At 57.9% G+C, this 21,687-nt stretch carries 18 protein-coding genes; 8 read left to right on the forward strand and 10 right to left on the reverse strand.

Going from position 1 to position 21,687, the window contains the following annotated elements:
* Nucleotides 1-187: 187 nt before the first annotated feature.
* From HC757_RS08225 to hemC, 5 genes are all read right to left on the reverse strand, one after another.
* Nucleotides 188-5,485: a retention module-containing protein gene (locus HC757_RS08225; protein ID WP_169563835.1), complete on the reverse strand. Its 5,298-nt coding sequence runs from the start codon at nucleotides 5,483-5,485 to the stop codon at nucleotides 188-190.
* Between the two features lie 293 nt (nucleotides 5,486-5,778).
* A complete protein-coding gene (locus HC757_RS08230) occupies nucleotides 5,779-6,945 on the reverse strand; it encodes a heme biosynthesis HemY N-terminal domain-containing protein (RefSeq protein ID WP_169563836.1) in 1,167 nt (388 codons plus the stop codon).
* A complete protein-coding gene (locus HC757_RS08235; RefSeq protein WP_169563837.1) occupies nucleotides 6,942-8,135 on the reverse strand; it encodes a uroporphyrinogen-III C-methyltransferase in 1,194 nt (397 codons plus the stop codon). The genes HC757_RS08230 and HC757_RS08235 overlap by 4 nt, the downstream gene beginning before the upstream one ends.
* A 78-nt stretch (nucleotides 8,136-8,213) precedes the next feature.
* Entirely contained in the window at nucleotides 8,214-8,939 is a 726-nt protein-coding gene (locus tag HC757_RS08240; protein ID WP_169563838.1) for a uroporphyrinogen-III synthase, read from the reverse strand.
* A gap of 9 nt (nucleotides 8,940-8,948) precedes the next feature.
* On the reverse strand, nucleotides 8,949-9,881 hold the full coding sequence (gene hemC, locus HC757_RS08245) for a hydroxymethylbilane synthase (protein ID WP_169563839.1): 933 nt from the start codon (nucleotides 9,879-9,881) through the stop codon (nucleotides 8,949-8,951).
* Nucleotides 9,882-10,080: 199 nt separating this feature from the next.
* Between hemC and HC757_RS08250 the strand changes: the two genes are divergently transcribed.
* Nucleotides 10,081-12,495: a class I adenylate cyclase gene (locus tag HC757_RS08250; protein WP_169563840.1), complete on the forward strand. Its 2,415-nt coding sequence runs from the start codon at nucleotides 10,081-10,083 to the stop codon at nucleotides 12,493-12,495.
* Between the two features lie 25 nt (nucleotides 12,496-12,520).
* On the opposite strand, the gene cyaY is transcribed toward HC757_RS08250, so the two are convergent.
* Nucleotides 12,521-12,850 (reverse strand): iron donor protein CyaY, encoded by a 330-nt coding sequence (gene cyaY, locus HC757_RS08255; protein WP_169563841.1) that lies wholly within the window; start codon nucleotides 12,848-12,850, stop codon nucleotides 12,521-12,523.
* Nucleotides 12,851-12,950: 100 nt separating this feature from the next.
* Between cyaY and lptM the strand changes: the two genes are divergently transcribed.
* The 6 genes from lptM (at nucleotide 12,951) to HC757_RS08285 (ending at nucleotide 17,578) form a co-directional block, all read left to right on the forward strand.
* Nucleotides 12,951-13,094 carry an LPS translocon maturation chaperone LptM gene (gene lptM / locus HC757_RS19180; RefSeq protein ID WP_244623372.1) on the forward strand — a complete coding sequence of 48 codons (144 nt, stop codon included), beginning with the start codon at nucleotides 12,951-12,953 and terminating at the stop codon, nucleotides 13,092-13,094.
* Between the two features lie 19 nt (nucleotides 13,095-13,113).
* Nucleotides 13,114-14,358, forward strand: coding sequence for a diaminopimelate decarboxylase (lysA, locus tag HC757_RS08265; RefSeq protein WP_169563842.1), 1,245 nt, complete (start codon nucleotides 13,114-13,116; stop codon nucleotides 14,356-14,358).
* A gap of 63 nt (nucleotides 14,359-14,421) precedes the next feature.
* Nucleotides 14,422-15,249 carry a diaminopimelate epimerase gene (dapF, locus tag HC757_RS08270; protein WP_169563843.1) on the forward strand — a complete coding sequence of 276 codons (828 nt, stop codon included), beginning with the start codon at nucleotides 14,422-14,424 and terminating at the stop codon, nucleotides 15,247-15,249.
* A complete protein-coding gene (locus HC757_RS08275) occupies nucleotides 15,246-15,902 on the forward strand; it encodes a DUF484 family protein (RefSeq protein WP_169563844.1) in 657 nt (218 codons plus the stop codon). Before dapF ends, HC757_RS08275 begins: the two co-directional genes overlap by 4 nt.
* Nucleotides 15,903-15,941: 39 nt before the next feature.
* Nucleotides 15,942-16,856, forward strand: a complete 915-nt coding sequence (xerC, locus tag HC757_RS08280; RefSeq protein ID WP_169563845.1) for a tyrosine recombinase XerC — start codon at nucleotides 15,942-15,944, stop codon at nucleotides 16,854-16,856.
* On the forward strand, nucleotides 16,856-17,578 hold the full coding sequence (locus tag HC757_RS08285; protein ID WP_169563846.1) for an HAD-IA family hydrolase: 723 nt from the start codon (nucleotides 16,856-16,858) through the stop codon (nucleotides 17,576-17,578). Before xerC ends, HC757_RS08285 begins: the two co-directional genes overlap by 1 nt.
* Before the next feature lie 77 nt (nucleotides 17,579-17,655).
* On the opposite strand, the gene HC757_RS08290 is transcribed toward HC757_RS08285, so the two are convergent.
* The 4 genes from HC757_RS08290 to prmA all read right to left on the reverse strand — a co-directional run bounded on the left by HC757_RS08290 (nucleotide 17,656) and on the right by prmA (nucleotide 20,687).
* Nucleotides 17,656-18,171, reverse strand: a complete 516-nt coding sequence (locus tag HC757_RS08290) for an AlbA family DNA-binding domain-containing protein (RefSeq protein ID WP_169563847.1) — start codon at nucleotides 18,169-18,171, stop codon at nucleotides 17,656-17,658.
* Nucleotides 18,172-18,363: 192 nt separating this feature from the next.
* Complete coding sequence (gene fis, locus HC757_RS08295) at nucleotides 18,364-18,669, reverse strand: DNA-binding transcriptional regulator Fis (protein WP_169563848.1); 306 nt, start codon at nucleotides 18,667-18,669, stop codon at nucleotides 18,364-18,366.
* A gap of 16 nt (nucleotides 18,670-18,685) precedes the next feature.
* Entirely contained in the window at nucleotides 18,686-19,654 is a 969-nt protein-coding gene (gene dusB / locus HC757_RS08300; RefSeq protein WP_169563949.1) for a tRNA dihydrouridine synthase DusB, read from the reverse strand.
* Nucleotides 19,655-19,799: 145 nt separating this feature from the next.
* Entirely contained in the window at nucleotides 19,800-20,687 is an 888-nt protein-coding gene (gene prmA, locus HC757_RS08305) for a 50S ribosomal protein L11 methyltransferase (protein ID WP_169563849.1), read from the reverse strand.
* A 291-nt stretch (nucleotides 20,688-20,978) separates the two neighbouring features.
* Between prmA and HC757_RS08310 the strand changes: the two genes are divergently transcribed.
* Nucleotides 20,979-21,659 (forward strand): fumarate reductase cytochrome b subunit, encoded by a 681-nt coding sequence (locus HC757_RS08310; protein ID WP_169563850.1) that lies wholly within the window; start codon nucleotides 20,979-20,981, stop codon nucleotides 21,657-21,659.
* Nucleotides 21,660-21,687: the final 28 nt, after the last annotated feature.

The following is a 21,687-nucleotide window of genomic DNA, read 5'->3' on the forward strand; positions in this document are numbered from 1 at the left end:
CTCATCCCTAAGACTGCATGAAAGTAGTGTAAGTATTGTTGATGAACCCGGGTTGCGCTATGTCGCCTGGCTAATTTAGTTTTGTTTTTCAGTGGCTCTAGTCGAAAACCCAAGGGTGACAGCCACAGTCGGCGACTGCCGGCATCGCTGGAGTGCATGCCGGCGGTCGTCTGTTTGAAGAGGCCTGTCAGGGGATGTTGACCCCGTTCGGCAACACGTCATTTTGATAGGGGTCGAGGGATTGGGGATCCACAATCAAGGCATGATCTGCGATCAAATTGGCGATGATCTGCGACTCATTCGTGGTGCCATAGGTGACCGACAAGTCTATGCCATCGAGCACTATGGTGACATTGTCACCGCCTGCCAGGGTCCCGTTGGCGTCTATGGTTATCGTGGTATTGCCACCAGAGAAATCAAACTGCAGGTAGTCATCCAGGTTATTATTCTCTTCATTGAGCAGAATATCCGACAGGTCGAGCACATCATGGGCGGGATCGAAGTTCATGACTGTGTCCGTGCTGCCATCGGCCGAACCTACTTCCCAGATGAAGGCATCACGAGCCGTGTCTACACCTCCGTCCAGGACATCGCTGCCAGTGCCGCCGATCAGATAATCACTGCCTGCCCCGCCGGAGAGGCCGTCATTGCCAGTGCCGCCGTCGAGGTAATCATCCCCGCTGCCTCCACTCAGGATGTCGTTGCCGCTGCCGCCAATGAGTTCGTCATTCCCCGCCAGCCCTGAGAGGGAATCGTCTCCTTCACGGCCAAAGATCCTGTCATCCTGGTTGGCACCCGTCAGCGAGTCATCATGGGTGGAGCCGAAGATCAGGTTGTTGACGTCATCCGTGCCGACTATGGTGATGGCCGCATCGGGCAGATTCTCATGGGTGAATACCGCCTGCACGAACCTGGCCTGGAAGTTACCACCATTATTGTCCAGATAGGTCACAGTCCAAACATCGCCAGCATTGGGCTGATTGAGGAGCAGATAATCGGCCAGGCTGGTGGTGGTGGGGACACCATTGTCGAGCAGGAACATGTGCGAGTAGTCTATGTTGGCCTTCATCAGGCCGGAAGCGGCATCATAGCTCCAGGTCTGGGTGATGGCGTTGGCCGCATCGGCCGCAATCACCATGAAGACCATGCCATTGATGGTGAGCGTGACCGAGACTTCGGTTTCCCGTGCATCGCCGGCGACAGCGCCGACATCACGTTCCCCTATCGGGACCGGCACTGCATTGGGTTGCTGTTGGAAGTCGGTGAACAGTTCCAGGCTGCCGAGGGCCGTCCCCGTGTTCAGTGCGGCGGCAAATTCATCCGTGATGACCAGTGCAGCGTCTTGCGCGTTACCCGAGTTGAGGGGCGATGAGCCGTCGCCTATGTTGACAATCTGGGAACCCAGGCTGTTGATCGGCACAGTATGCACGATAAATTCACCGTTAACGGTTTCAACTCCCGCCACCAACTCGAAGGTGAAGCTGACATCATGCTGCAGGCCATCCCCGTTAGGGATATAGACCAGGTTACCCAGTTGTTCTGCCGTCAGTCCCTCATCCATGCTCAAGGCATGGAAAACGCCCCCCTCGTAGTAACCTATGCTGCCAAACGCCGGCAGCCCTGTGACCGTGATGAATACCTCGTCATCGACATCCGTGGGCGCGCTGATGTTCATGGGGTAGCCATCGCCATAGGGGTTAACGAGTTCATCCACTGAGGCCGGCATCCAGATTTCCTTGGCAAATTCTCCCCGGACGCTATCGTTATGCCCATTGATCGTGATGCTTAGGGTCGATTGTGCCGTGCCGCCAACCGGGTCGGCGATCCAATAGGTGAAGACTTCATCTAGGGTGTCACCTTCGTTGAGTCGGTCGACATCTGGATTATCATCATTGAGTTGATAGCTGTAACTGCCATCTGCGTATATGGTCAACACCCCATATTGTCCCTGGATAACATGGGTGCTCAGGGGGGATGAACCATCGCCTATGGTCTCGACCGAACTGGAGACCCGCACCAGCTGGACGGGCATGCCTTCGGGATCTGTATCTGCCTGATCCGCATAGCCGTCGCCATGGGCCTCACCCTGTATGACCTGTCCTGAGATCAGCGCCGCCGCCATGCCGTCGACGCCTTCATCGACGATATTGGTGTCGGCATTGGCGATGGGGACATCGTTGGAACCCTGGAGGGTAATACTGACGACTCGGGTATCTGTGGCCAGGTTGTTGTCGGTCACAGTCACATCGAAGCTCAGGGTGATGGTCTCGCCCGGGCTGAGGAAGCCAATCAGGCTATTGAGTACGCTATAGTCCCAGCTGTCACCATCGACACTGAAGCCTGCGACTATCGCCGCTATCTGCGCCTGGCTTAACACGCCACCACTCCAGCTGATATCCCCTCTGTAGTCGAAACTCAGTTGATGTGTGTCTCCTATATCGACATCGGTGAAATTCAGCGCACCCTTGGTCGAGATCATGTCAGCAACGACGCCTATGTCTTCTATCACACTGCCACTGGCATCGACTGTCAGTATGGGGGCATCGTTGGTGCCAATGACTGTGACTGTCACCTCTTGCGTGGCCGTGGCGCCATTTTCATCCGTGACAGTCACCAGGAAGGTTTCGTCGGCGGACTGACCAAGCGCCAGGCTATCGGCGGCATTGTTATTCAAGACATAAGTCCAAGCTCCAGTACTGGCGTCTATGGCGAAAGTGCCGTAGGCATTGACCTGGGGTGCAAAGCTCCAACTCAGCACGGCGCCGTTATCGACATCGGAGGCGGTCAGAGTACCGCCGGTTGCTGTTATGCCTGTGTAGGGGGTATTTTCGGGCTGCACCCCGGCTTCGATGACTGTGCCGCTGGCATCTTGGTCGCCCGAGGTGATGACGGGCGCGTCGTTGCTGCCCGTGACCGTGACTGTCACCCATTGGGTGTCCGTGGCACCAAATTCGTCTGTGACTGTGACCAGGAATTGTTCTTCATGGGTCTCACCCTGGGCCAGGCCGTCGACCAGGGCGCTGTCGTTGAGGCTATAGCTCCAGGCCCCCGTCGCCGAATCTATGGCGAACTCACCATAGACGCCGCTGGCGTTGCCGCTCCAGTTGAGTACGGCGCCGTTGTCGACATCCGTTGCAGTGAGGATGCCGCCGACCCGGGCGGGCTCATCTGTCATAGGTTCGGCCAGGGCGCCACTGGCATCTTGGTTGCCTGAGGTGATGATGGGCATGTCATTGGTGCCTGTGACTGTGATGGTGACCCATTGGGTGGCGCTGGCACCGTGCTCGTCTGTGACCGTGACCAGGAATTGTTCTTCATGGGTCTCACCCAGGGCCAGGCTGTCGACCAGGGCGTTGTCGTTGAGGCTATAGGTCCAGGCTCCTGTCGCCGAATCTATGGCGAACTCACCATAGACGCCGCTGGCGTTGCCGCTCCAACTGAGCACGGCGCCGTTATCGACATCGGAGGCGCTGAGGGTGTCGCCGATCTGCAGCACCCCAGGTTCTGGCAGATTGCCGCCGGGCTGCACCCCGGCTTCTATGACTGTGCCGCTGGCATCTTGGTCGCCCGAGGTGATGACGGGCGCGTCGTTGCTGCCCGTGACCGTAACTGTCACCCATTGGGTGTCCGTGGCACCAAATTCGTCTGTGACTGTGACCAGGAATTGTTCTTCATGGGTCTCACCCTGGGCCAGGCCGTCGACCAGGGCGCTGTCGTTGAGGCTATAGCGCCAGGCCCCCGTCGCCGAATCTATGGCGAACTCACCATAGACGCCGCTGGCGTTGCCGCTCCAGCTGAGCACGGCGCCGTTATCGACGTCCGCTGCAGTGAGGGTGCCGCCGATCCGGGCGGGCTCATCTGTCATAGGTTCGGCCAGGGCGCCGCTGGCATCTTGGTCGCCCGAGGTGATGATGGGGGAGTCGTTGGTGCCCAGAATGGCGATAGTCACCAGCTGGGTGGCGCTGGCACCGTGCTCATCCGTGACTGTGACCAGGAGTTGTTCTTCCAGAGTCTGACCTTCGGCCAGGCTGTCGACCAGGGCGTTGTCCAGGTGATAGGTCCATTGCCCGCTGTTGGCATCTATGCTGAAACTGCCGTATTGGCTGCTGGCGTTGGTGCTCCAGGTCAGAATGGCGCCGTTGTCGGCATCGCCGGCGGTAAGAGTGCCACTCACTTCCGGGGTGCCTGGCACAAGCGTGCCATCGTCTTCATTACCCGCCTCTACCACAGTGCCCGCATCGGCCCCGGAGCCTGGCACCGAGGTGATCACGGGGGCGTCGTTGCTGCCTGTGACTGTGATGCTCAGTTCCTGTGTCACGCTGTCACCATCACCGTCTGTCAACAGGTAGGCAAAGGTTTCCAGCAATTGTTGCCCCTCGGCGAGCGCCTGAACCGTGGGATTGTTATTGTCGAGCTGATAGGTGTAACTGCCATCGGCGGCCAGGGTGAGCACGCCATAGGCACCCTGAATGGAAACGACAGCATCGACAGCGCTGCTCTGACCGGCGGCGTTGCTCACCTGGGACACCTGCCCGGAATCGGCCCCAGGGGTATCATTGTCCAATACATTTCCCGAGATACTTTGGCTTGTATCCTCGGCTAGGCTGTTCACATCATCCTGCCCCCTGGGTGAGTCATCTACCAGGTTCACGGTAATGGTCGAGTCGACAGGCCTTCCCTGGGCATCGATAAGCTGTAGGGTGAAGATCTCACTGAGCGGGTCACCCTCGGTATGAGAGGCTGCCGAGGTGAGGGTAAAGCTGTATGTCAGCAGGCCGGATACAGGATCGAAGCCGGTGATGCTGAGCAGTCCATAGGCGGTGTCGATGTTGACCTGACCTGCGAACTCGCCGTTGTTGATGACGAGGACACCGTTGATGCTGAGACTGGCTATGCCGGCAGGCGCGTTAATCGACAGGCTTTGCTGTTGCGTCAGGGCCGAACTCTGTGGGGCAGAACCCGCGGGCAGATTGGCCTCGTTGAAGTTCATAATGTTGGACGACAGGCTCGATAGCGGGGATTCGGCTATCGAAGCCGGGCTCTGGGTCGTAACCAGAGGCTGGGTGAAGCCCAAGGTGTCATAGCCTGCATTGGCCAGGGTTTCATCCCCGGTTCTGGCGATGGCAGCATAGTCGAAGTCGCCTTGGTTGCCCGGGGCGCCGGCGGCGGTTTCCGGCAGTGCTGTGCTGGGATCCGCGCCGTCGACAAGCTGGGCTTGCAGGGCGGCTATGTCGGCGTCCTGGGTATCACTCGCCTGAGTTGCATCCGTGTGGGGGGCTTCCTGGGTAAGATCTTGCTCCGTGGTCCTCGAACCATCCGCATACTCGAGCTGGAAATGGGCATCGGCACCATAGAGGAGCTGTTCTCCCTGGGTGATGAGATCGCCTATGTTGAGTTCTCTGGTGTTGCCGCTGCTGTCTCTGGCTTTGAGCTGTCCGATAAGATTGATCACAACAGCTTCCTGGTTACTTATCGCAATACTCATGGGAGGAACCTCGAATTCTTTCATCCGTAAAATCGCCGAGGTCTGGATGCAGGCCCGGCGAGATTATGTTATTTGAATAGCTAAAGCTTGGTTGGCTTCTGAGATCTGTCAAATATGAGCACATGGAAATGTGCTATCGGTGGCGCTTCCAAACCTGGTGATATTGGCTATAAGCCCAGTATATTCAGTTTCTTAGGCTGGAGTTAGAGGGTGCGGTGTCGAGCGGAAAGAAAAAACCACCTAAGAGGTGGTTTTTTTATCGTAAAAGATTATATCAAAAACTGTCTGGCAACTCAGGCATTCGCCGCCTTGCGATAGCTTTGATTGGCGTCCTGTTGTTCACCCAACTGTTCCTGCAATTGAGCCAAGGCCAGCCATGAGTCCTTGTCCGGGCGTAAGTTGCAGGCGCTTTGCCAGGCGGCTTTGGCTTGCTTGAATTCCCGCGCCTGGTGCGAGAGTTTGGCGACACAGATCTGGTAATCGGGATCCTGTGCCAGCTTGGTCTCATAGGCCGATAATTGTTTCCTTATGTCGGCATCATGGGCGTTGGCTATCTGCGGCAAGACAGAGAAGATGTCGCTGCAGGCGCCGGCCTTGAGGCGTTTCATCAACAGCTTCAGGGCTTCCTCCCTGCGCTCGAACCGGCTCAGCCCCAGGGCATAGGTAGCGAGATTGCTGCCTTGTTGACGTTCGTCCCGGCTCAGCCAATGCCAGCATTTTTCCAGCTCTTGTTCGCTGTCATGCATTGCCGCCTCGAGCAGTGCCCGATTGGTGCGGTTGCTGAGGGCCTCGAACTGAGCCGGCTCGAGCAGCCGGCGTTTCTTGATGATGGGCAACAAGAGTTTCAGTGCCTGCCAGTCTTTCTGTGCCTGGTAGAGCTCCAATGCCAGCTGGAGTACCGGGCGCTTGCTGCGACTCGTGGGGGCGAGTTTATCCAGCTCGGCCCTGGCCTGAGTCAATTCGCCCTGTTGCAACAGGTAGCGGGCGCGGGTGGTATTGACCGCATTAACCGCGGCCGGATCTTGCGCCGCCTGCTCCAGGTAACTATTTCTGGCCGCCGTTTTATGCTGTTGCTGTGCCGCCCTGGCTGCCGCCAACAGGTTCAGGGTGGGAATTTCCCCTTTGCTGGCGCCTTTGACCATGGCCTTCTCGGCTTCGGCCCAGTCTTCTTCCGCCAGTGCCAAGGCCCCCATGAGGGTGTGTTTCCTGGCGGCATGCCTGCGCCAGCGCTCGGGCAGGTAACGGCTGTTCATTATCAGCTTAAGACCGAATACCACCAACCATTCAATGAGCTGTAACAGGCTGTAGAAGAAGATCAAGCCTATGACCCCGAAGACTATGCTGGTCTCTATTTGGTAATCGCCGGCGGCGATATAGATGTAACCCGTATTGCCCACCAGGAAGGGGCTCAGGCAGAGGCCGAGCAGAATGATGACGAGATAGACCAGGACGCGGATCATAGGGAGGTGTCCTCTGGTGCCATCAGGTTGCCATAGTTGCTGAGCTCCTGTAACAGCGGCGTCGACTCAAATTGTGTCAGGGTCACAGTATCCAGCTTCAGGGTGGCCAGGGCGTCCAAGGCAGCCAGGGTTTCCTTGGTCTTGTTGTCGTTCAGATTGAAATACTGTTGTATCCACTTGCGTGCCAGGGCGAGCGACTGGCGATAATTGACTTCATCATAGTTGTAGAGTGCCAGTTGTGATTGCAGCAGCTTGTTGCGTATGTTCTCCAGCAGGTACCATTGCTGATCCGGCGCCAGCAGCGGGGCTATGTCCGTGGTGCGCTTGCGTATGGTGATGAAATCTTCGCTCAGCGCCTTCCAGGTTTTGGCCAAATTCTGCCGCCAGTCGCTCAGTGAGTCCGTCATGGCATCCTCGGCTTGCACATCTGTGCCTGCCTGCGCCTCGGCGCGGTTCAGTGGCAGCTTATCCAGTTGGCCGATGATGGCATCCAAGGTAAACACGGTGCCTGCTATGTCTGTTCCTTTGATGGCGGCAGTGGCGGCTATGTCTCTGGCCAGCGCCTTTCTGACGGGCATGAGTGCCGGATCTTTCATCGCCAGGATGCGCTCATCGGCGGCCTTGAGCAGGCCTGCGGCGGTCTGGGGATCTCTTTCCAGCCATAGCTTGCGCCCGGCCATGCGCACCAGATAGTCGGCCTCGGCGGCCATCCAATGGTTCGGGTTGCGCTGGGCCAAGGCGGCAACGCGCTGCTGCAGCTGGGTCTGGGCCTTGCTCAGCTCAGTGAGGTGTTCATAGGCCTTGGCATCGAGCAGCTGTTGTTGCTCCAGCTGGTTTAAACGTTTGACCGGCTCGTCCAGGCGCTGTTGCAAGCGAGTCTCCAGCTGCATTGCCCGGGTGTTTTGTTCCAGCAACTTAAGGTAAAGGTAGTATCCGCCGCCTATGGCCATCAGGGTCAGGAGTAAACTCAGCCCCAGAGTGAGGCGCATCAGCCAGGAGCTACGCTGCGGCTGGTTTGAGTCTTTATTGGCCCCTGAGCCCGCCTGCGCGGGTTTTGGCCGTCGGGGCCCGGCCTGTGTCTTGGTCTGTGTATTGGCCTGTTCTGGACCCGACTCCTGGCGCGCTTCTTTCGCCTCGGATACGCCTGGTTCCCGGGTATCCTTGTGGGTCTCTTGCTGATTATTTTCCATGAAACATCCTTGAAGGCGCTAATGCCGCCGGAGTGAATAATTGCGCTGGGCTCGGACTCATGAGATCAAAGCTCGCTGCTACAGCTTAAGTGCATCTAACATGGCTTGGGTGTTGGCCCCTTTGGCCTGGCTCACCCGGGTCAAGCCGGCGGCACTGGCCTGAGCCGAAATTCTGGGGCTGGGCACTATGATATGACAAGCGCGCAGCCATGAAAATAACTCTTTCGGCACCAGTTCCAGCAGATTTTCCAGGATTTCCCCGCTGGTGACCAGTATCGTATCTATCCCAAAAGCCTGCCATTGGGCCAAGATCTGCTGCGGTTCGAGTGGCGGACAGACACGCCGGTAGACCTCCAGGTAACTGACCTCGGCCCCTCTTGCCTGCAGCTGTTCGGCCAAGGTTTCCCGGCCACCCTGGCCGCGAACTATGACTATGCGTTTACCTTTGACCTCCCGTAAGGCCGGCAGGGTCAGCAGGCCTTCGGTCTGTTGCTGTTCGTCCGGCGCCTTGACGGCGGCTATCCCCAGCTGGCTCAGGGCTTGCCAGGTCGCATCACCGACCGCATAGCAGGCCTGGGACGGCAGTGGCCGCGACCGGGAGGAGAGGGCATAGTGCACCGCATTGGTGCTGATGAAAATCAGTATGTCTGCCGTTTGCAACCGGTTCAGCCCCGCCTCCAAGGCGGCGCCGCTCAGGGGTTCGACCGCCAGCAGCGGCGTGACCAGGTGAGCTATGCCCCGCGCGGACAAGGCCGCGGCCATGGCGGCGTTGCGTCCGTCGGGGCGGGTGAGTAAGACTCTCATCCCCGGAGCCTAGGCGTTGGCGTAGACTGCATCCAATATGGCCTTGGCACCCTTGGCGAGCAATTCTTCCGCCAGGGCAGTGCCCAGATGCGTGGCCTGGGTCTTGGGACCCGTGACCTGGCCCCGAATGATCTGCTTACCATCCGGGCTGCCGACCAAGCCCCTCAGTGTCAGGGTATTGCCCTCGATTTCGGCATAGGCGCCAATCGGCACCTGGCAACCCCCTTCCAGGCGGGTATTCATGGCCCGCTCGGCCAGTACCCGGTAGCGGGTCTCCATATGCTCCAGCGGCGCCAGCAGGGCGTGCACCCTGGCATCATCGCTGCGACACTCAATGCCGACGGCGCCCTGGCCGTTGGCCGGCAGGGATTCCTCGGCAGAGAGGAAACTGGCGATGCGGCTCTCCAGCTGCAGACGTTTCAGGCCGGCCGCCGCCAGTATGATGGCGTCGTAATCGCCATTGTCGAGTTTCGCTAGCCGGGTGCCGACATTACCCCGCAGATCTTTGATGATTAAATCTGGTCTGGCGGCCCGGATCTGGCATTGGCGGCGCAGGCTGGAGGTACCCACCAGGGCCCCCTCGGGCAGTTCGTCGAGACTTGTGTAGCGATTGGACACGAAGGCATCGCGGGGATCGTCACGCTCACATATGACCTGTAATCCCAGGCCGTCGGGGAAGTCCACGGGGACATCTTTCATCGAATGCACTGCGATATCGGCTTCATGCTCCAGCATGGCCACTTCCAACTCTTTAACAAACAGTCCCTTACCTCCGACTTTCGCCAGTGGGGTGTCCAAGATCACATCGCCTTTGGTGCTCATGGGCAAGAGCTCAACCCTGAGACCCGAATGGATGCGCTCCAGTTCGGCCTTAACAAATTCTGCCTGCCACATGGCCAGCGGGCTCTTACGGGTTGCGATACGAATGAGATTGGATGACATGCCTGGAGTTCCGTCGGAAGCGTAATAAGCCCAATGCTAACATCGAGTGGCCGTCTATGTCACAAGTCCAGCCTCATTCTTTGTCTTCTGCGGGCGGTGGCATGGCGCTGAAATGTGATCTGGATCGCATTTCTTTGTCGCCCCGGTGAAAGCTGCTAGCATATAGGCGTTTTTTACTCGGTTTGAGTCATTTTTTGGCATGAAAACAGTAGCTCGGGCGGCTGAAATAGCGGAAAGGTTGAATAAGGTGCGGCTGGCCCGCACCTTGGCCTTGCTGTCGCCGTTGCAGCGGCAGTTATTTCGCCTGATCCCGTTGTTTTTCCATCATCATGCCCAGGCCATGCCAGGTTACAACGGGCCGCTGACGCCGCGGGGAGTCCTGGGTTACCTGGCATCGGCGGATGAGTTGCAGGCCTGTGACACTTTCGCGCTGCCGCGGCCGGACCCGGATGACACCGCCCTCTGGGTGTTCAAGGGCATCTACGCCATGGGCAGCACAGGCAGTTTTGGGCAGAATGCCAACAGCGATGTCGACATCTGGCTGGTGCACAGGGCCGAGCTCGGCGCAGAAGCCCTGGCGGCATTGCGCCAAAAGGCGGCCGGCATCAGCCTCTGGTTCGCCGGTTTTGACTTCGAGGTCAACTTCTATCTGGTGCATCCGCAACAGTTCAGCGGCCGCCATTCACCAGGCCATACCGGGCAGGCCATGGGGCATGAGCATAGCGGCAGCACCCAGCACTGGTTGCTGCTGGAAGAGTTCTATCGCAGCCAGATCCGCCTCGCGGGCCTAACTGTGGCCTGGTGGCCGGAGGCCGAAGCGGATGAGACGCTGTTGCATCTGGGGGATGTTCACACCTTGCCCGCGACCGAGTATTTTGGTGCCTCCTTGTGGCAACTTTATAAGGGGCTGGACACCCCGCATAAGGCCTTGCTCAAGGTCTTGCTGCTCGAGGCCTATGCCAGCGACTATCCCAGGAGCCGGCTCTTGTGTGACAGCCTCTGGCAACGCACCCTGGCCGGCGATTTTTCCAGTGCCAATGACGCTTATTTTCTCCTATACGACAGCATAGAAGCCTATCTGCTCAAACAGCGGAGCCGGCGGCGGCTGGAGATTGTCCGCCGCTGTTTTTATCTCAAGTGTGCTATCCGGCTGAGCGACCCGCAAGCGGCCAGGGACTGGCGTTATCACAGGCTGCAACACTTGGTCGCCGACTGGCAATGGCCCATGAGCCTGCTGCAGACGCTGGATGACAGTGCCAATTGGCATAGTGGCCAGCTGCAGTGGTTCAACGAGCAGCTCAACGAACTTTTGCTCAGCAGTTACAAGACACTGCTGGGCTTCGTGTCGACCCACAGGCTGAGTGAAGGCCTGAGAGTCGAAGAGCTCGGCATGCTCAGTCGCAAGCTGCATACCTATTTCAGCCAGGAAAAACAGCGGGTGCCCATCCTTAATCCCTTGTGGAGCCGGACCGTCGCCGAGCCGCATCTGACTGTGATCTACAGCCGGCAGGAACAGCTTTACCACTTGTACCTGGGCCAGCCCATACGGCGGGATTTCATCGGCCGGGCCGGTATTTACCGCGCCAATACCCCGGCAGCCCTGCTGAGTTGGGCCTGCTTGAACGGGGTGGCGACCGCCCGCACCCGCTGGCATGAGTTGGGGCCCAACAGGGTGGACTCCAGGGCGCTGACATTGGCGTCCAGGCGCTTGCGCCGGCATCTCGGCGCGCCTTGGCGGGTATCCAAGCTGGATCTCTGCCGCCCCTGGCATTACCGTAAGCTGATATTCATGCTGAACCTGGATGAGGATCCCACCCAGAGCTGGCGGGGACAGGAGCTGGCCGTCGCTCTCACGAATGCCGATGTATTTTCCCTCGGCAGGCGGGGGCAGAATATGCTGGGTTCAATCGATGTCATCAGTCTCAGCAGCTGGGGGGAATGGCAGTGTCATAGGTTCGATGGCCGGCAGGCGCTATTGGCGGCCCTGTCTTGGGTCACCCCGGGGCTGCTCAGGACGCCGCCTTCGAGTGAGATAAGCGTCATAGGTTGCTCCCGGCGGCTCAGACGCAGGCTCGAGCGCAGGGTGGACAAGCTGCTGCGCCAGAGTTTTGCCCCGGGCCCGAATGCCCAGTCATCGCCCCCCGGGATGCGGGAGCTCACACTGGCAGGGACCCGCTATGGGCTGTATTTCACCCCCCAGGGCATGCATTATCGCGTCTCGAGCCATGAGTCCGGGACCGAGGCTGCATCTGAGCCATGGCAGGCGCCCGGGTCGGCGGCTGAGACTCAGGTTGCCATGCCTGAGATTGCCATGCCTGAGATCATCCGGGACTTCGCCGCCAAGGGGGCGGTACAGTATTTTCTGCACCAGGGGGAGTCAGGGCTGGAGGTGTTTATTCTGGATGAAGACAACGCCTTGACCCATGAGGTGCAGACGGATGGCGACTCGGCCGAGCTGGTCGCGAGCGTGAGTCATGCCTATGCATTCGATGCCTCGAGTCCTGCCCGCCATAGCTTTAATCTGCCGCAATTCTTCAGCCTGCAGAGGCTCGCCGGTCGGCTGCAGGTGATCCCCTTCGGTCTGGTGGCCGCAGAGCAGGATATTGACTTTTAATTCATAGGCCTGGCTAGGCAGCCGTTCAGAGGCTGAGGCGAATGCCACCCTGACGATAGATGGATTCGAGCACGAAGGGCATGAATTCGCCGCCGTTGCGCTCATCCAGCCATTGACCATCGACATAGGAAAAATGATAACCGCCGAAGCGGGTGGCTATCCAAATCTGGTGCAAAGGTTCCTGCTTATTGATGACGATTTTTGAGGTGTCCTGGAACTCGAGCTGCAGCACATTGCCACTGGCATCGATATCCACATCGGCATCCTGTTCGTCTATGGCCGTTTCTATGGCGTTTTCTATGGCTTGAAACATCTCATCTGCGAGCTGATGGAACTGCGTATCTGTCATGGCCATGTATTTCTATCCTTTGCTTTCGTCAAGATGGATGCGATTATAAGGCCAATACTCACAGGATGCACAGATGTTGACACAAATGAGACTGCTTTTATTGCTAATGCTTGCTAGTTTATTCACTTCGGGCTGTGGTCAGAAGGGGCCGCTCTATAAAACCCCGGCGACAGAAGCCAATCGGCCTGCAGCCGCGGCTGAGCCGGCTGCGGACACGCCGGTCGGGCAAACTCAATCGCAACAGCAATAACCTCTAAGGAACCTATACCGTGGATCACTTTCTCTACCAAGATAATGCCTTGTTTGCCGAAGACGTCCGGGTCAGCGAGTTGGCGCGGAAATACGGCACGCCGCTCTATGTCTACTCCAGGGCGACCCTGGAGCGGCATTGGCATGCCTTCGATCGCGCCGTGGCAGCGCATCCACATCTGGTATGTTATGCGGTCAAGGCCAATTCCAATCTGGCGGTATTGAATGTGCTGGCACGGCTGGGCAGTGGTTTCGATATCGTCTCGGGTGGCGAGCTGGCACGGGTGATCCAGGCCGGTGGCAGTCCGGACAAGATAGTCTTCTCCGGCGTCGGCAAGACGGTGGCCGAGATGGAGCAGGCGCTCGAGCTGGGCATCTATTGTTTCAATGTGGAATCGGCCGCCGAGCTGGAGCTGCTCAATGAGGTCGCCGGCCGCCTGGGCAAGCTGGCACCCGTGTCCTTGAGGGTCAATCCCGACGTCGATGCCGGCACTCATCCCTATATCTCCACCGGCTTGAAAGAGAATAAATTTGGCATAGGCATGGACGAGGCCGAGACCGTGTTCGCCCGCGCCCAGCAACTGCCCCATCTGCAGGTCAAAGGGGTAGATTGCCACATAGGTTCACAGCTCACCGAGCTGCAGCCCTTCCTCGATGCCATGGATCGCATGCTGGCATTGGTCGACCGTTTGGCGAGCCGGGGGATTAGCGTCGAACATTTCGACGTGGGTGGCGGTCTTGGCGTGCCTTACGATGCCGAGACACCACCGCAACCCGACGTCTACGCCGCGGCGCTGCTGGCGCGTTTGGGCGACAGGAAGCTCAAGCTCATCTTCGAGCCAGGCCGTGCCATCGCCGCCAACGCCGGCCTGTTCGTGACTCAGGTTCTCTACCTCAAGGACAATGGCGACAAGCATTTCGCCATTGTCGATGGTGCCATGAACGATCTCATTCGCCCGGCGCTCTACAGCGCCTGGCAGAATATCATTCCGCTCGAACCCAGAGTCGGTATGACCCGGGCCTTCGACATAGTCGGCCCTGTGTGTGAGACGGGTGATTTTCTCGGCAAGGACAGGCAGCTCAACTTAGAAGCCGGCGATCTCCTGGCGGTGCGCTCCAGCGGCGCCTACGGCTTCGTGATGTCCTCCAATTATAATACCCGTCCGCGGGCGGCCGAGGTGATGGTGGATGGCGACCAGGACTATTTGGTGCGTGAAAGAGAAAAACTGGCGCAGCTCTGGCAAGGTGAACGACTCCTGCCGTAAACTAGTTGATATTAATCCGGCGCTTCCCGGCGAAGCGCTAAGGCTCGACAAAGGATATCTCTCTTGATCCAATTCACTAAGATGCACGGACTGGGCAATGACTTCATGGTGGTCGATGGCGTGACCCAGAACGTGTTTTTCTCGCCAGATCAGATCAAGCGTTTGGCCAACCGGAATGTCGGCATAGGATTCGATCAACTGCTGCTGGTCGAGCCGCCCTATGATCCGGATCTGGATTTTCATTATAGGATCTTCAATGCCGACGGCAGTGAGGTGGAACAATGCGGCAACGGCGCCCGCTGTTTTGCCCGCTTCGTGCGCAATAAGGGGCTGACTAACAAGAATAAAATTCGTGTCAGCACCTCATCCGGCAAGATGACCCTGCGCCTGGAACGCGATGGCAGCGTGACGGTCAACATGGGAGTGCCGGTCACCGAGCCGAGCCAGATCCCCTTCAAAGCCAAGAAGGCTGAGAAAACCTATTTGTTGCAGACCCAGATGCAGACCTTTCTCTGTGGTGCCGTCTCCATGGGCAATCCCCATTGCGTGATTCAGGTCGAAGACATAGAGACGGCCCCGGTGGCGGAAGTGGGGGCCATGTTGACCCGGCACGAACGTTTTCCCAGGGGGGTGAATGTGGGTTTCATGCAGGTGCTCAACCCGGGCCATATCAAGTTGCGCGTCTATGAACGCGGCGCCGCCGAAACCTTGGCCTGTGGCAGCGGGGCCTGCGCCGCCGTGGCTGTCGGCCAGCTGCAGGATAAGCTCGGGACCCAGGTGCGGGTGGATCTGCCGGGCGGCACCCTGACCATTAACTGGGAAGGTGAAGGCAAGCCACTGTGGATGACAGGCCCGGTCCAACATGTGTATGACGGACAGATACAATTATGACAGAAGTGACCAAGATGACGGGGCCCAAGGGCTCACGCATGAGCGAGCCCTTCGATGAGGCGATTATTCGTGAATATCTGCTGGATAATCCCGACTTTTTCAGCCGTTATCCCGAGTTGCTGCTGGCGATGCGCATCCCGCATCTGGAGCGCGGCACCGTCTCTCTGGTGGAGCGCCGCCAGGACATCTTGCGGCAGCGGGTACGCCAGTTGGAAGAAGAGATCACCGCCCTGTTATCCATAGCTTCGCGCAACGAACAGATCTATCTCTTCAATAGCGAGTTATCCCTCAAGCTGCTCGGCTGTGCCGATCTCGGCGAGCTGCGGCAGATCTTGTCGAAAGAGTTGAAGCGGCAGTTCAATTTCAGCCATGTCAGGCTGATCACTGTGCATGATATCGACAGTGAATTGGCCAATATCTGGGCCAAACGCCTGCATCAGGGGCATTATTTCGGTCGCCTGACCCAGCAGGAGGCCAAACGTCTGTTCGGCAGCAGTGTGGGCTCGGTGGCATTGAGCAAGCTGGCGGACACCAATGGCCAGGTGATCTTCGCCATCGCCAGTCAGGATGCGGCGCATTTTCAGCCCGAAATGGATAATCTGCTGCTGGATCAGCTGCGGCGCTTGCTGGATTTCTTGTTGCCCAAGTTTTGATGCCGACGCTTATGTTTCACTTCCCGGCCCGAGGTACCTATGTCAGCTGCAAGCGGCGACTGTAAGTCTGCCTTCGAGCGTTACCTGAGCACGGAGCGGCAGTTGTCGCCCCATACAGTGCGCAATTATCTCTATGAGCTCAACCGCGCCGAGGGCCTGCTGCCGGCCCCCGTCATCTGGCCCGAGATCGGGCGCGAGCAACTGCAACAGGTGCTGATCAAGTTGCATCGCCGCGGCCTGAGTCCAAGATCCCTGGCCCTATGCCTGTCTGCGCTGAAACAATTCGGCGAATTTCTCCTGCGTGAGGGCCAGATAGCGGCGAATCCGGCCGCCGGCCTGAGCGCACCGAAACAGCATAAACCTTTGCCCAAGAATATGGATGTCGATGCCGTCAGCCACTTGCTGGCGCTGGAGGGCACAGATCCCTTGAGCCTGAGGGATAAGGCGATCATGGAGCTGTTTTATTCCAGCGGCCTGCGTTTGGCCGAGTTGGCCGGGCTGAACCTGAGTGACGTGCATAGGGGGCAGGCCGAGGTCAAGGTGATGGGCAAGGGCAGCAAGGAGCGGATAGTGCCTGTGGGCAAGTATGCCCTGGCGGCGCTCGAGGCCTGGTTGGCCATCAGGGCAGGTATCGGCTGTGAGGATGAGGCCCTGTTCGTTACCGCCAAGGGCAAGCGCTTGTCCCACCGCAGCATTCAGGCGCGCATGGCCAAGTGGGGCCAGGAGCAGGCGTTGGCGGTGCGGGTGCATCCCCATAAGTTGCGGCATTCCTTTGCGACCCATATGCTGGAGTCCAGTGCCGATCTGCGTGCCGTGCAGGAATTGCTGGGACACGCGAACTTGTCCACGACCCAGATCTATACCAGCCTGGATTTCGCCCATCTGGCGAAGGTGTATGACGGCAGCCATCCCAGGGCAAAGAAAGCCAAGGCAATGAAGACCAAGGATAAGTGATGAAATCTTACCTGAGACTCGGTGAGTTCAAGGCGCTGAGTTTCGACCTCGATGACACCCTGTACGACAATGCCCCCTATATAAGGCGCGCCGAGGCCGAGCAGCTGGCCTTCCTCCATCGCCAGTTCCCGGCGACGCGGGTGTGGCAGTTGAGTGATTGGCATAACCTGAAACACAGGCTGTTGGCCCAGGAGCCGGGCTTGGCCCAGGACACCACCAAGGCCAGGCGGGCGTTGTTAACCCAGGGCTTGCTGAGTCTGGGCTACAGCGAGGCTCAGGCCAGACGCGGCGCCGCCGAGGGACTGGCCTGTTTCCTGGCCCATCGCAGCGACTTTAGCGTTCCTGCCGGCGTCATCCGATTTTTGCAACGCTTGGGTCAGCGTTATCCCCTGATAGGCATCACCAATGGCAATGTCGACCCCCAGCGCATCGGCCTGGGGCAGGTATTGCAATTCGTCTTGCAACCTGGGGAGGGGCTGAGGATGAAACCCCATGGCGACATGTTTGCCCTGGCCTGTGAGCGCTTGGCAATCGCGCCGCGGGAGCTGCTGCATATAGGCGACAGTTATGCCGCAGATGTGCAGGGAGCAAGGCGCGGCGGTTGCCAGGTTGCCTGGTTGAATCCTGCCTATGCCCGCAATGAGCCCAAGCCACCGACGGCCGGGCAATTGCCCCAGCTGGAAATTGCCTCGCTGGATTGTTTGCTGTCGCTCCTGGACTGAGATGCAGACTTGGTGCTCGGGCTTGATGCCCAGCTTTGATGCTATGGAAGGATTTGGCGCCATAGGAGGCGGTATCGCTAGGGGCTGTGTGTCTGCTGGTTGGCCGCCAGCCGCTCGACCTCGGCCCGGCGCAGCATGATCTTTACCTGGCGCCGACTGGCCCGCATATCGGCATCGCCGACCCGAAAATAGCTGCCGGAATAAGGATCCGACCCTATGTAGACGGGGCGTTCGCTCAAGGGGACTGCCGGTACTCGCATGCGTATCAGCCTCTTGCCGACTATCTCTATGATTTGCACGTCGGTCGGTGCCAAGACATTGCGGCTGATGCGGCTGCGGTCATTGAGAATTTCCCAGATCTCGCTCAGCATGGGCATGGGATTGTGTATGCCTTCTATGCTGAAGCCGCTGCCATTCTCTTTCACCCCCAGGATGATTTCACCGCCTATGGTATTGGCGAAGGCGCTGTAGCTTTCCCACATGCCCTCGGGTAACTGTCCCTGGCCATCGCGACCCTGGGCCAGCTTGAATTCCACCTGCGCCGATTCCTGCAGTTGCTCTATGTCATCCAGGGCGAAGGATTGAAAGCTCATGGGCGTCTCGAACAATGGCACTATAGCCAAAAAATAACACGCAGATCCCGGAAACGCCAGCAGGCTCGAGTCGCCACATGGGCCGAAACCAGGCCAGAGCCCGGCACGGGCTGGCCGTAAAAGCCTGGACAGCAAAAAGGGCTAACCATTGCTGGTTAGCCCTTTTCAATACCACAGCCTAATCCCTGAGGATTAGTTCATGCCGTATTTTTTCAATTTTTTACGCAGGGTGCCGCGGTTGATACCCAGCATGTTGGCCGCACGGGTTTGGTTGCCGCGGGTGTGCTGCATTATGATGTCAAGCAGAGGCGCTTCTACTTCGCTTAATACCATCTCGTAAACTTCAGAGGCTTCCTGACCGTCCAACTGAGCGAAGAAGTTAGTTACGGCACGCTTGACGGCGTCACGTAATAACTGGGGCTTGATAGTGCCGTTAGCGGTTTCGATTTTGCCTACGGTAAGCTGGTGAACTTCAGTGTTAGTTGTCTGATCAAACATTCTATTCTGCTCTTTATTAATTCTGTACTAATTCATCAAAATAACATTCCACCAGGGAATATTGTTCTGCAGCGGTTTCCAGCCGATTGAAGTCAGCCCTGAATTGGCGCTGGTCTTCCTGGTTCAGGTACCACCCCATATGTTTTCTGGCGAAGCGGCTGCCCATGTATTCGCCATACAAGTCATACAGTTTGCTGAGGTGTTCCAGCATCACTTGACGCTGCTGGGCCACATCTATGGGTGCTAGCTTATTACCCGTGTCCAGGTAATGCTGGATTTCTCTGAAAATCCAAGGCCTTCCTTGGGCGCCCCGTCCTATCATCAGGGCATCGGCACCTGTGTAATCAAGCACAAAACGTGCCTTCTCAGGACTGCCTATGTCCCCGTTGGCGATAACAGGAATCGAGATATTCTGTTTGATAGCTTTGATCGTGTCGTACTCGGCATCGCCTTTGTACATGCATTGCCGGGTGCGGCCGTGAACGGCCAGCGCGACTATGCCACAATCCTGGGCTATCCGGGCGATTTGAACACCATTCTTGTGTTCCGGATCCCATCCGGTGCGAATCTTGAGCGTCACAGGCACCTCGACTGCGTTCACCACGGCTTGTAAAATGCTCTTTACCAAGTCGGGGTTTTGCATCAGTGCCGAACCTGCCAGCTTCTTATTCACTTTTTTTGCCGGGCAGCCCATGTTGATGTCAATGATGTGAGCGCCCTGTTCAACGTTGAACCGGGCGGCTTGCGCCATTAACTCGGGATCTGCCCCTGCGATTTGTACCGAGCGCAAGCCTTCTTCGCCAGAATGCGTCATACGCTGGCGACTCTTATCCGTGTCCCAAACATCTGGGTTAGATGAAAGCATCTCCGACACCGCCAGGGCTGCGCCATAACGAAGGCAGAGATTGCGAAAGGCTTGATCTGTGACACCTGCCATTGGTGCCACGATCAGCTGATTGTTCAGTTGATAGGGTCCAATCTGCATTTGTGGTCTCACCTTGCTCTTCAAAGGGGCGCTATAGTAGCCCTTTTTATCGGCCATGAAAAGGTCAATAAATGACCTGGGGACAACTTTTTTACTTGACTTTTATCGGCCAGGAACTCACTCGGGACGCAGGGTCGCGCGTCTATTACAGTGATTTACGTGTGCCTGTCAAGCGGCTCCATTCTTCTTTGTGAGCGGCGGGGTCCATGTCGAACCATTGGGCGTAGAAGTCGGAAATTTCCTGGGATTGCTCCTGCAGCAAACCCGAGAGCGCCAACTTGCCACCGGGTTTGACCCGTTCGGCGATCAGCGGTGCCAGTTCACGCAACGGACCCGCGAGTATGTTGGCGACCAGCACATCTGCCTTGAGATCGGCCGGCTGATCTTCCGGCAGGTACAGCGCCAGCTTGTCGGCCACGCCATTTCGTTCGGCGTTGGCGCGTGAGGCGTCTATGGCCTGGTAGTCTATGTCTATGCCTGTGACTTTCTTGGCGCCCAGTTTCAATGCGGCGACCGCCAGGATGCCGGAACCACAACCGAAGTCGATCACTTCCTGCCGGCTCAAGTCCAGGCTGTCCAGCCATTCCAGGCATAGGGCCGTGGTGGGGTGAGTACCGGTGCCGAACGCCAGACCGGGATCCAAAATCACGTTGACCGCATCGGGATCCGGGATCTCACGCCAGCTGGGACAGATCCACAGACGTTGACCGAATTGGATAGGGTGGAAGTTATCCATCCATTCGCGAACCCAGTCCTTATCTTCTATCAGTTCTACCTTGTGGCTGAAATCCTCCCCCAGGAAAGGCAAGTGCTTCAGCATCTCGATCGTCGGGGCCAGATCTGTGTCTGCCTCGAACAGCGCCACCACCACAGTATCTTGCCACAAGGGGGTTTCGCCCAGCTTGGGTTCGAATATCGGCGTGTCTTTACCATCTTCGAAGGTAATGGAGACTGAGCCTGCTTCCATCAGCAGGTCGCTTAAGGTTTCGGCATCGTCACTGTTGGTGTTGATGCGCAGTTGGATCCAGGGCATGTGGGCTTCCTGTGAGTCTTGGGATCGAATTTCGCGCTATTGTAACTCCAAGCCGTGGAGGTTGCGAGTTTCAGCACACAGCAGCCAATTAGCCGGCATCGACATGGGGCGACTGTGGGGAATTTAACCCGGCGGCAAGATTCTCTGTGGTCGTTGGATGAGCTGCTAAAATAATGATTCCGGGTTAGTTATTGAACATTTGATCCAGCTCATACTGCCCGGCACACAGATGTACGACATTCATAGAGCGTGATGCAAGCTTGCCGCTCCCATTACTTAAATGAGGCCGATATGGCGAAACGTCTAAATCTGACCAAGTGGTATGCCTATCTGGATGTGTGCCAGAGCCTGTCCGGGGTGCTGCTGGCAGTATTTCTGTGGACCCATCTGCTGTTGGTGTCGTCAATCTTGCTCGGTGGTGAGGCCATGGCCTGGGTGGCGCGCACCATGGAGCTGAGTTTCCTGAGCGCAGATGGTCAGGGTTATCCCTGGGTCGTCAGCCTGATCGCCATAGGCGTCGCCGGGTTGGCCTTGGTGCATGCTGTGCCTGCGTTGCAGAAAATGCCGCTGACCTTGCGCCAGCATGCAGCGCTGCGAACCCAGATGCACAGCATAGATCATGGCGACACCCGTCTTTGGTACTGGCAGGCGTTGACAGGCGGCGTCATTTTACTGCTCTTGCCCGTGCATCTGTGGTTGATTGGCTCGGCACCCGAGACCATAGGTCCCCAGGGCAGCGGCCACAGGATATGGGCTCAGGGCGCATGGCTCTTATATTTGCCGCTGTTGCTGGCGGTGGAGTTGCACGCTGCCATCGGCATTTACCGGGTCGTATTGAAATGGGGCGCGGCGCGGGGGCTGGACACCCGAATCTGGCTCAAGAAGCTCAAGACTCTGGTCAGCCTGCTGTTCATCGCCATAGGCCTGGCATCTTTGCTGGCGTTTTTGCCTTATGCGCCGCTGGCAGGCTAGCCAGACGGTCACTATTTCACAAGGAGAG

It is taken from the genome of Shewanella salipaludis (genome assembly GCF_012911865.1).
Lineage (GTDB): Bacteria > Pseudomonadota > Gammaproteobacteria > Enterobacterales > Shewanellaceae > Shewanella > Shewanella salipaludis.

Coding starts and splice junctions, on each gene's coding strand:
- HC757_RS08225 (WP_169563835.1), bottom strand. CDS start 5,485: ATGAGTATTGCGATAAGTAACCAGGAAGCTGTTGTGATCAATCTTATC.
- HC757_RS08230 (WP_169563836.1), bottom strand. CDS start 6,945: ATGATCCGCGTCCTGGTCTATCTCGTCATCATTCTGCTCGGCCTCTGC.
- HC757_RS08235 (WP_169563837.1), bottom strand. CDS start 8,135: ATGGAAAATAATCAGCAAGAGACCCACAAGGATACCCGGGAACCAGGC.
- HC757_RS08240 (WP_169563838.1), bottom strand. CDS start 8,939: ATGAGAGTCTTACTCACCCGCCCCGACGGACGCAACGCCGCCATGGCC.
- hemC (WP_169563839.1), bottom strand. CDS start 9,881: ATGTCATCCAATCTCATTCGTATCGCAACCCGTAAGAGCCCGCTGGCC.
- HC757_RS08250 (WP_169563840.1), top strand. CDS start 10,081: ATGAAAACAGTAGCTCGGGCGGCTGAAATAGCGGAAAGGTTGAATAAG.
- cyaY (WP_169563841.1), bottom strand. CDS start 12,850: ATGGCCATGACAGATACGCAGTTCCATCAGCTCGCAGATGAGATGTTT.
- lptM (WP_244623372.1), top strand. CDS start 12,951: ATGCTTGCTAGTTTATTCACTTCGGGCTGTGGTCAGAAGGGGCCGCTC.
- HC757_RS08275 (WP_169563844.1), top strand. CDS start 15,246: ATGACAGAAGTGACCAAGATGACGGGGCCCAAGGGCTCACGCATGAGC.
- xerC (WP_169563845.1), top strand. CDS start 15,942: ATGTCAGCTGCAAGCGGCGACTGTAAGTCTGCCTTCGAGCGTTACCTG.
- HC757_RS08285 (WP_169563846.1), top strand. CDS start 16,856: ATGAAATCTTACCTGAGACTCGGTGAGTTCAAGGCGCTGAGTTTCGAC.
- HC757_RS08290 (WP_169563847.1), bottom strand. CDS start 18,171: ATGAGCTTTCAATCCTTCGCCCTGGATGACATAGAGCAACTGCAGGAA.
- fis (WP_169563848.1), bottom strand. CDS start 18,669: ATGTTTGATCAGACAACTAACACTGAAGTTCACCAGCTTACCGTAGGC.
- dusB (WP_169563949.1), bottom strand. CDS start 19,654: ATGCAGATTGGACCCTATCAACTGAACAATCAGCTGATCGTGGCACCA.
- prmA (WP_169563849.1), bottom strand. CDS start 20,687: ATGCCCTGGATCCAACTGCGCATCAACACCAACAGTGACGATGCCGAA.
- HC757_RS08310 (WP_169563850.1), top strand. CDS start 20,979: ATGGCGAAACGTCTAAATCTGACCAAGTGGTATGCCTATCTGGATGTG.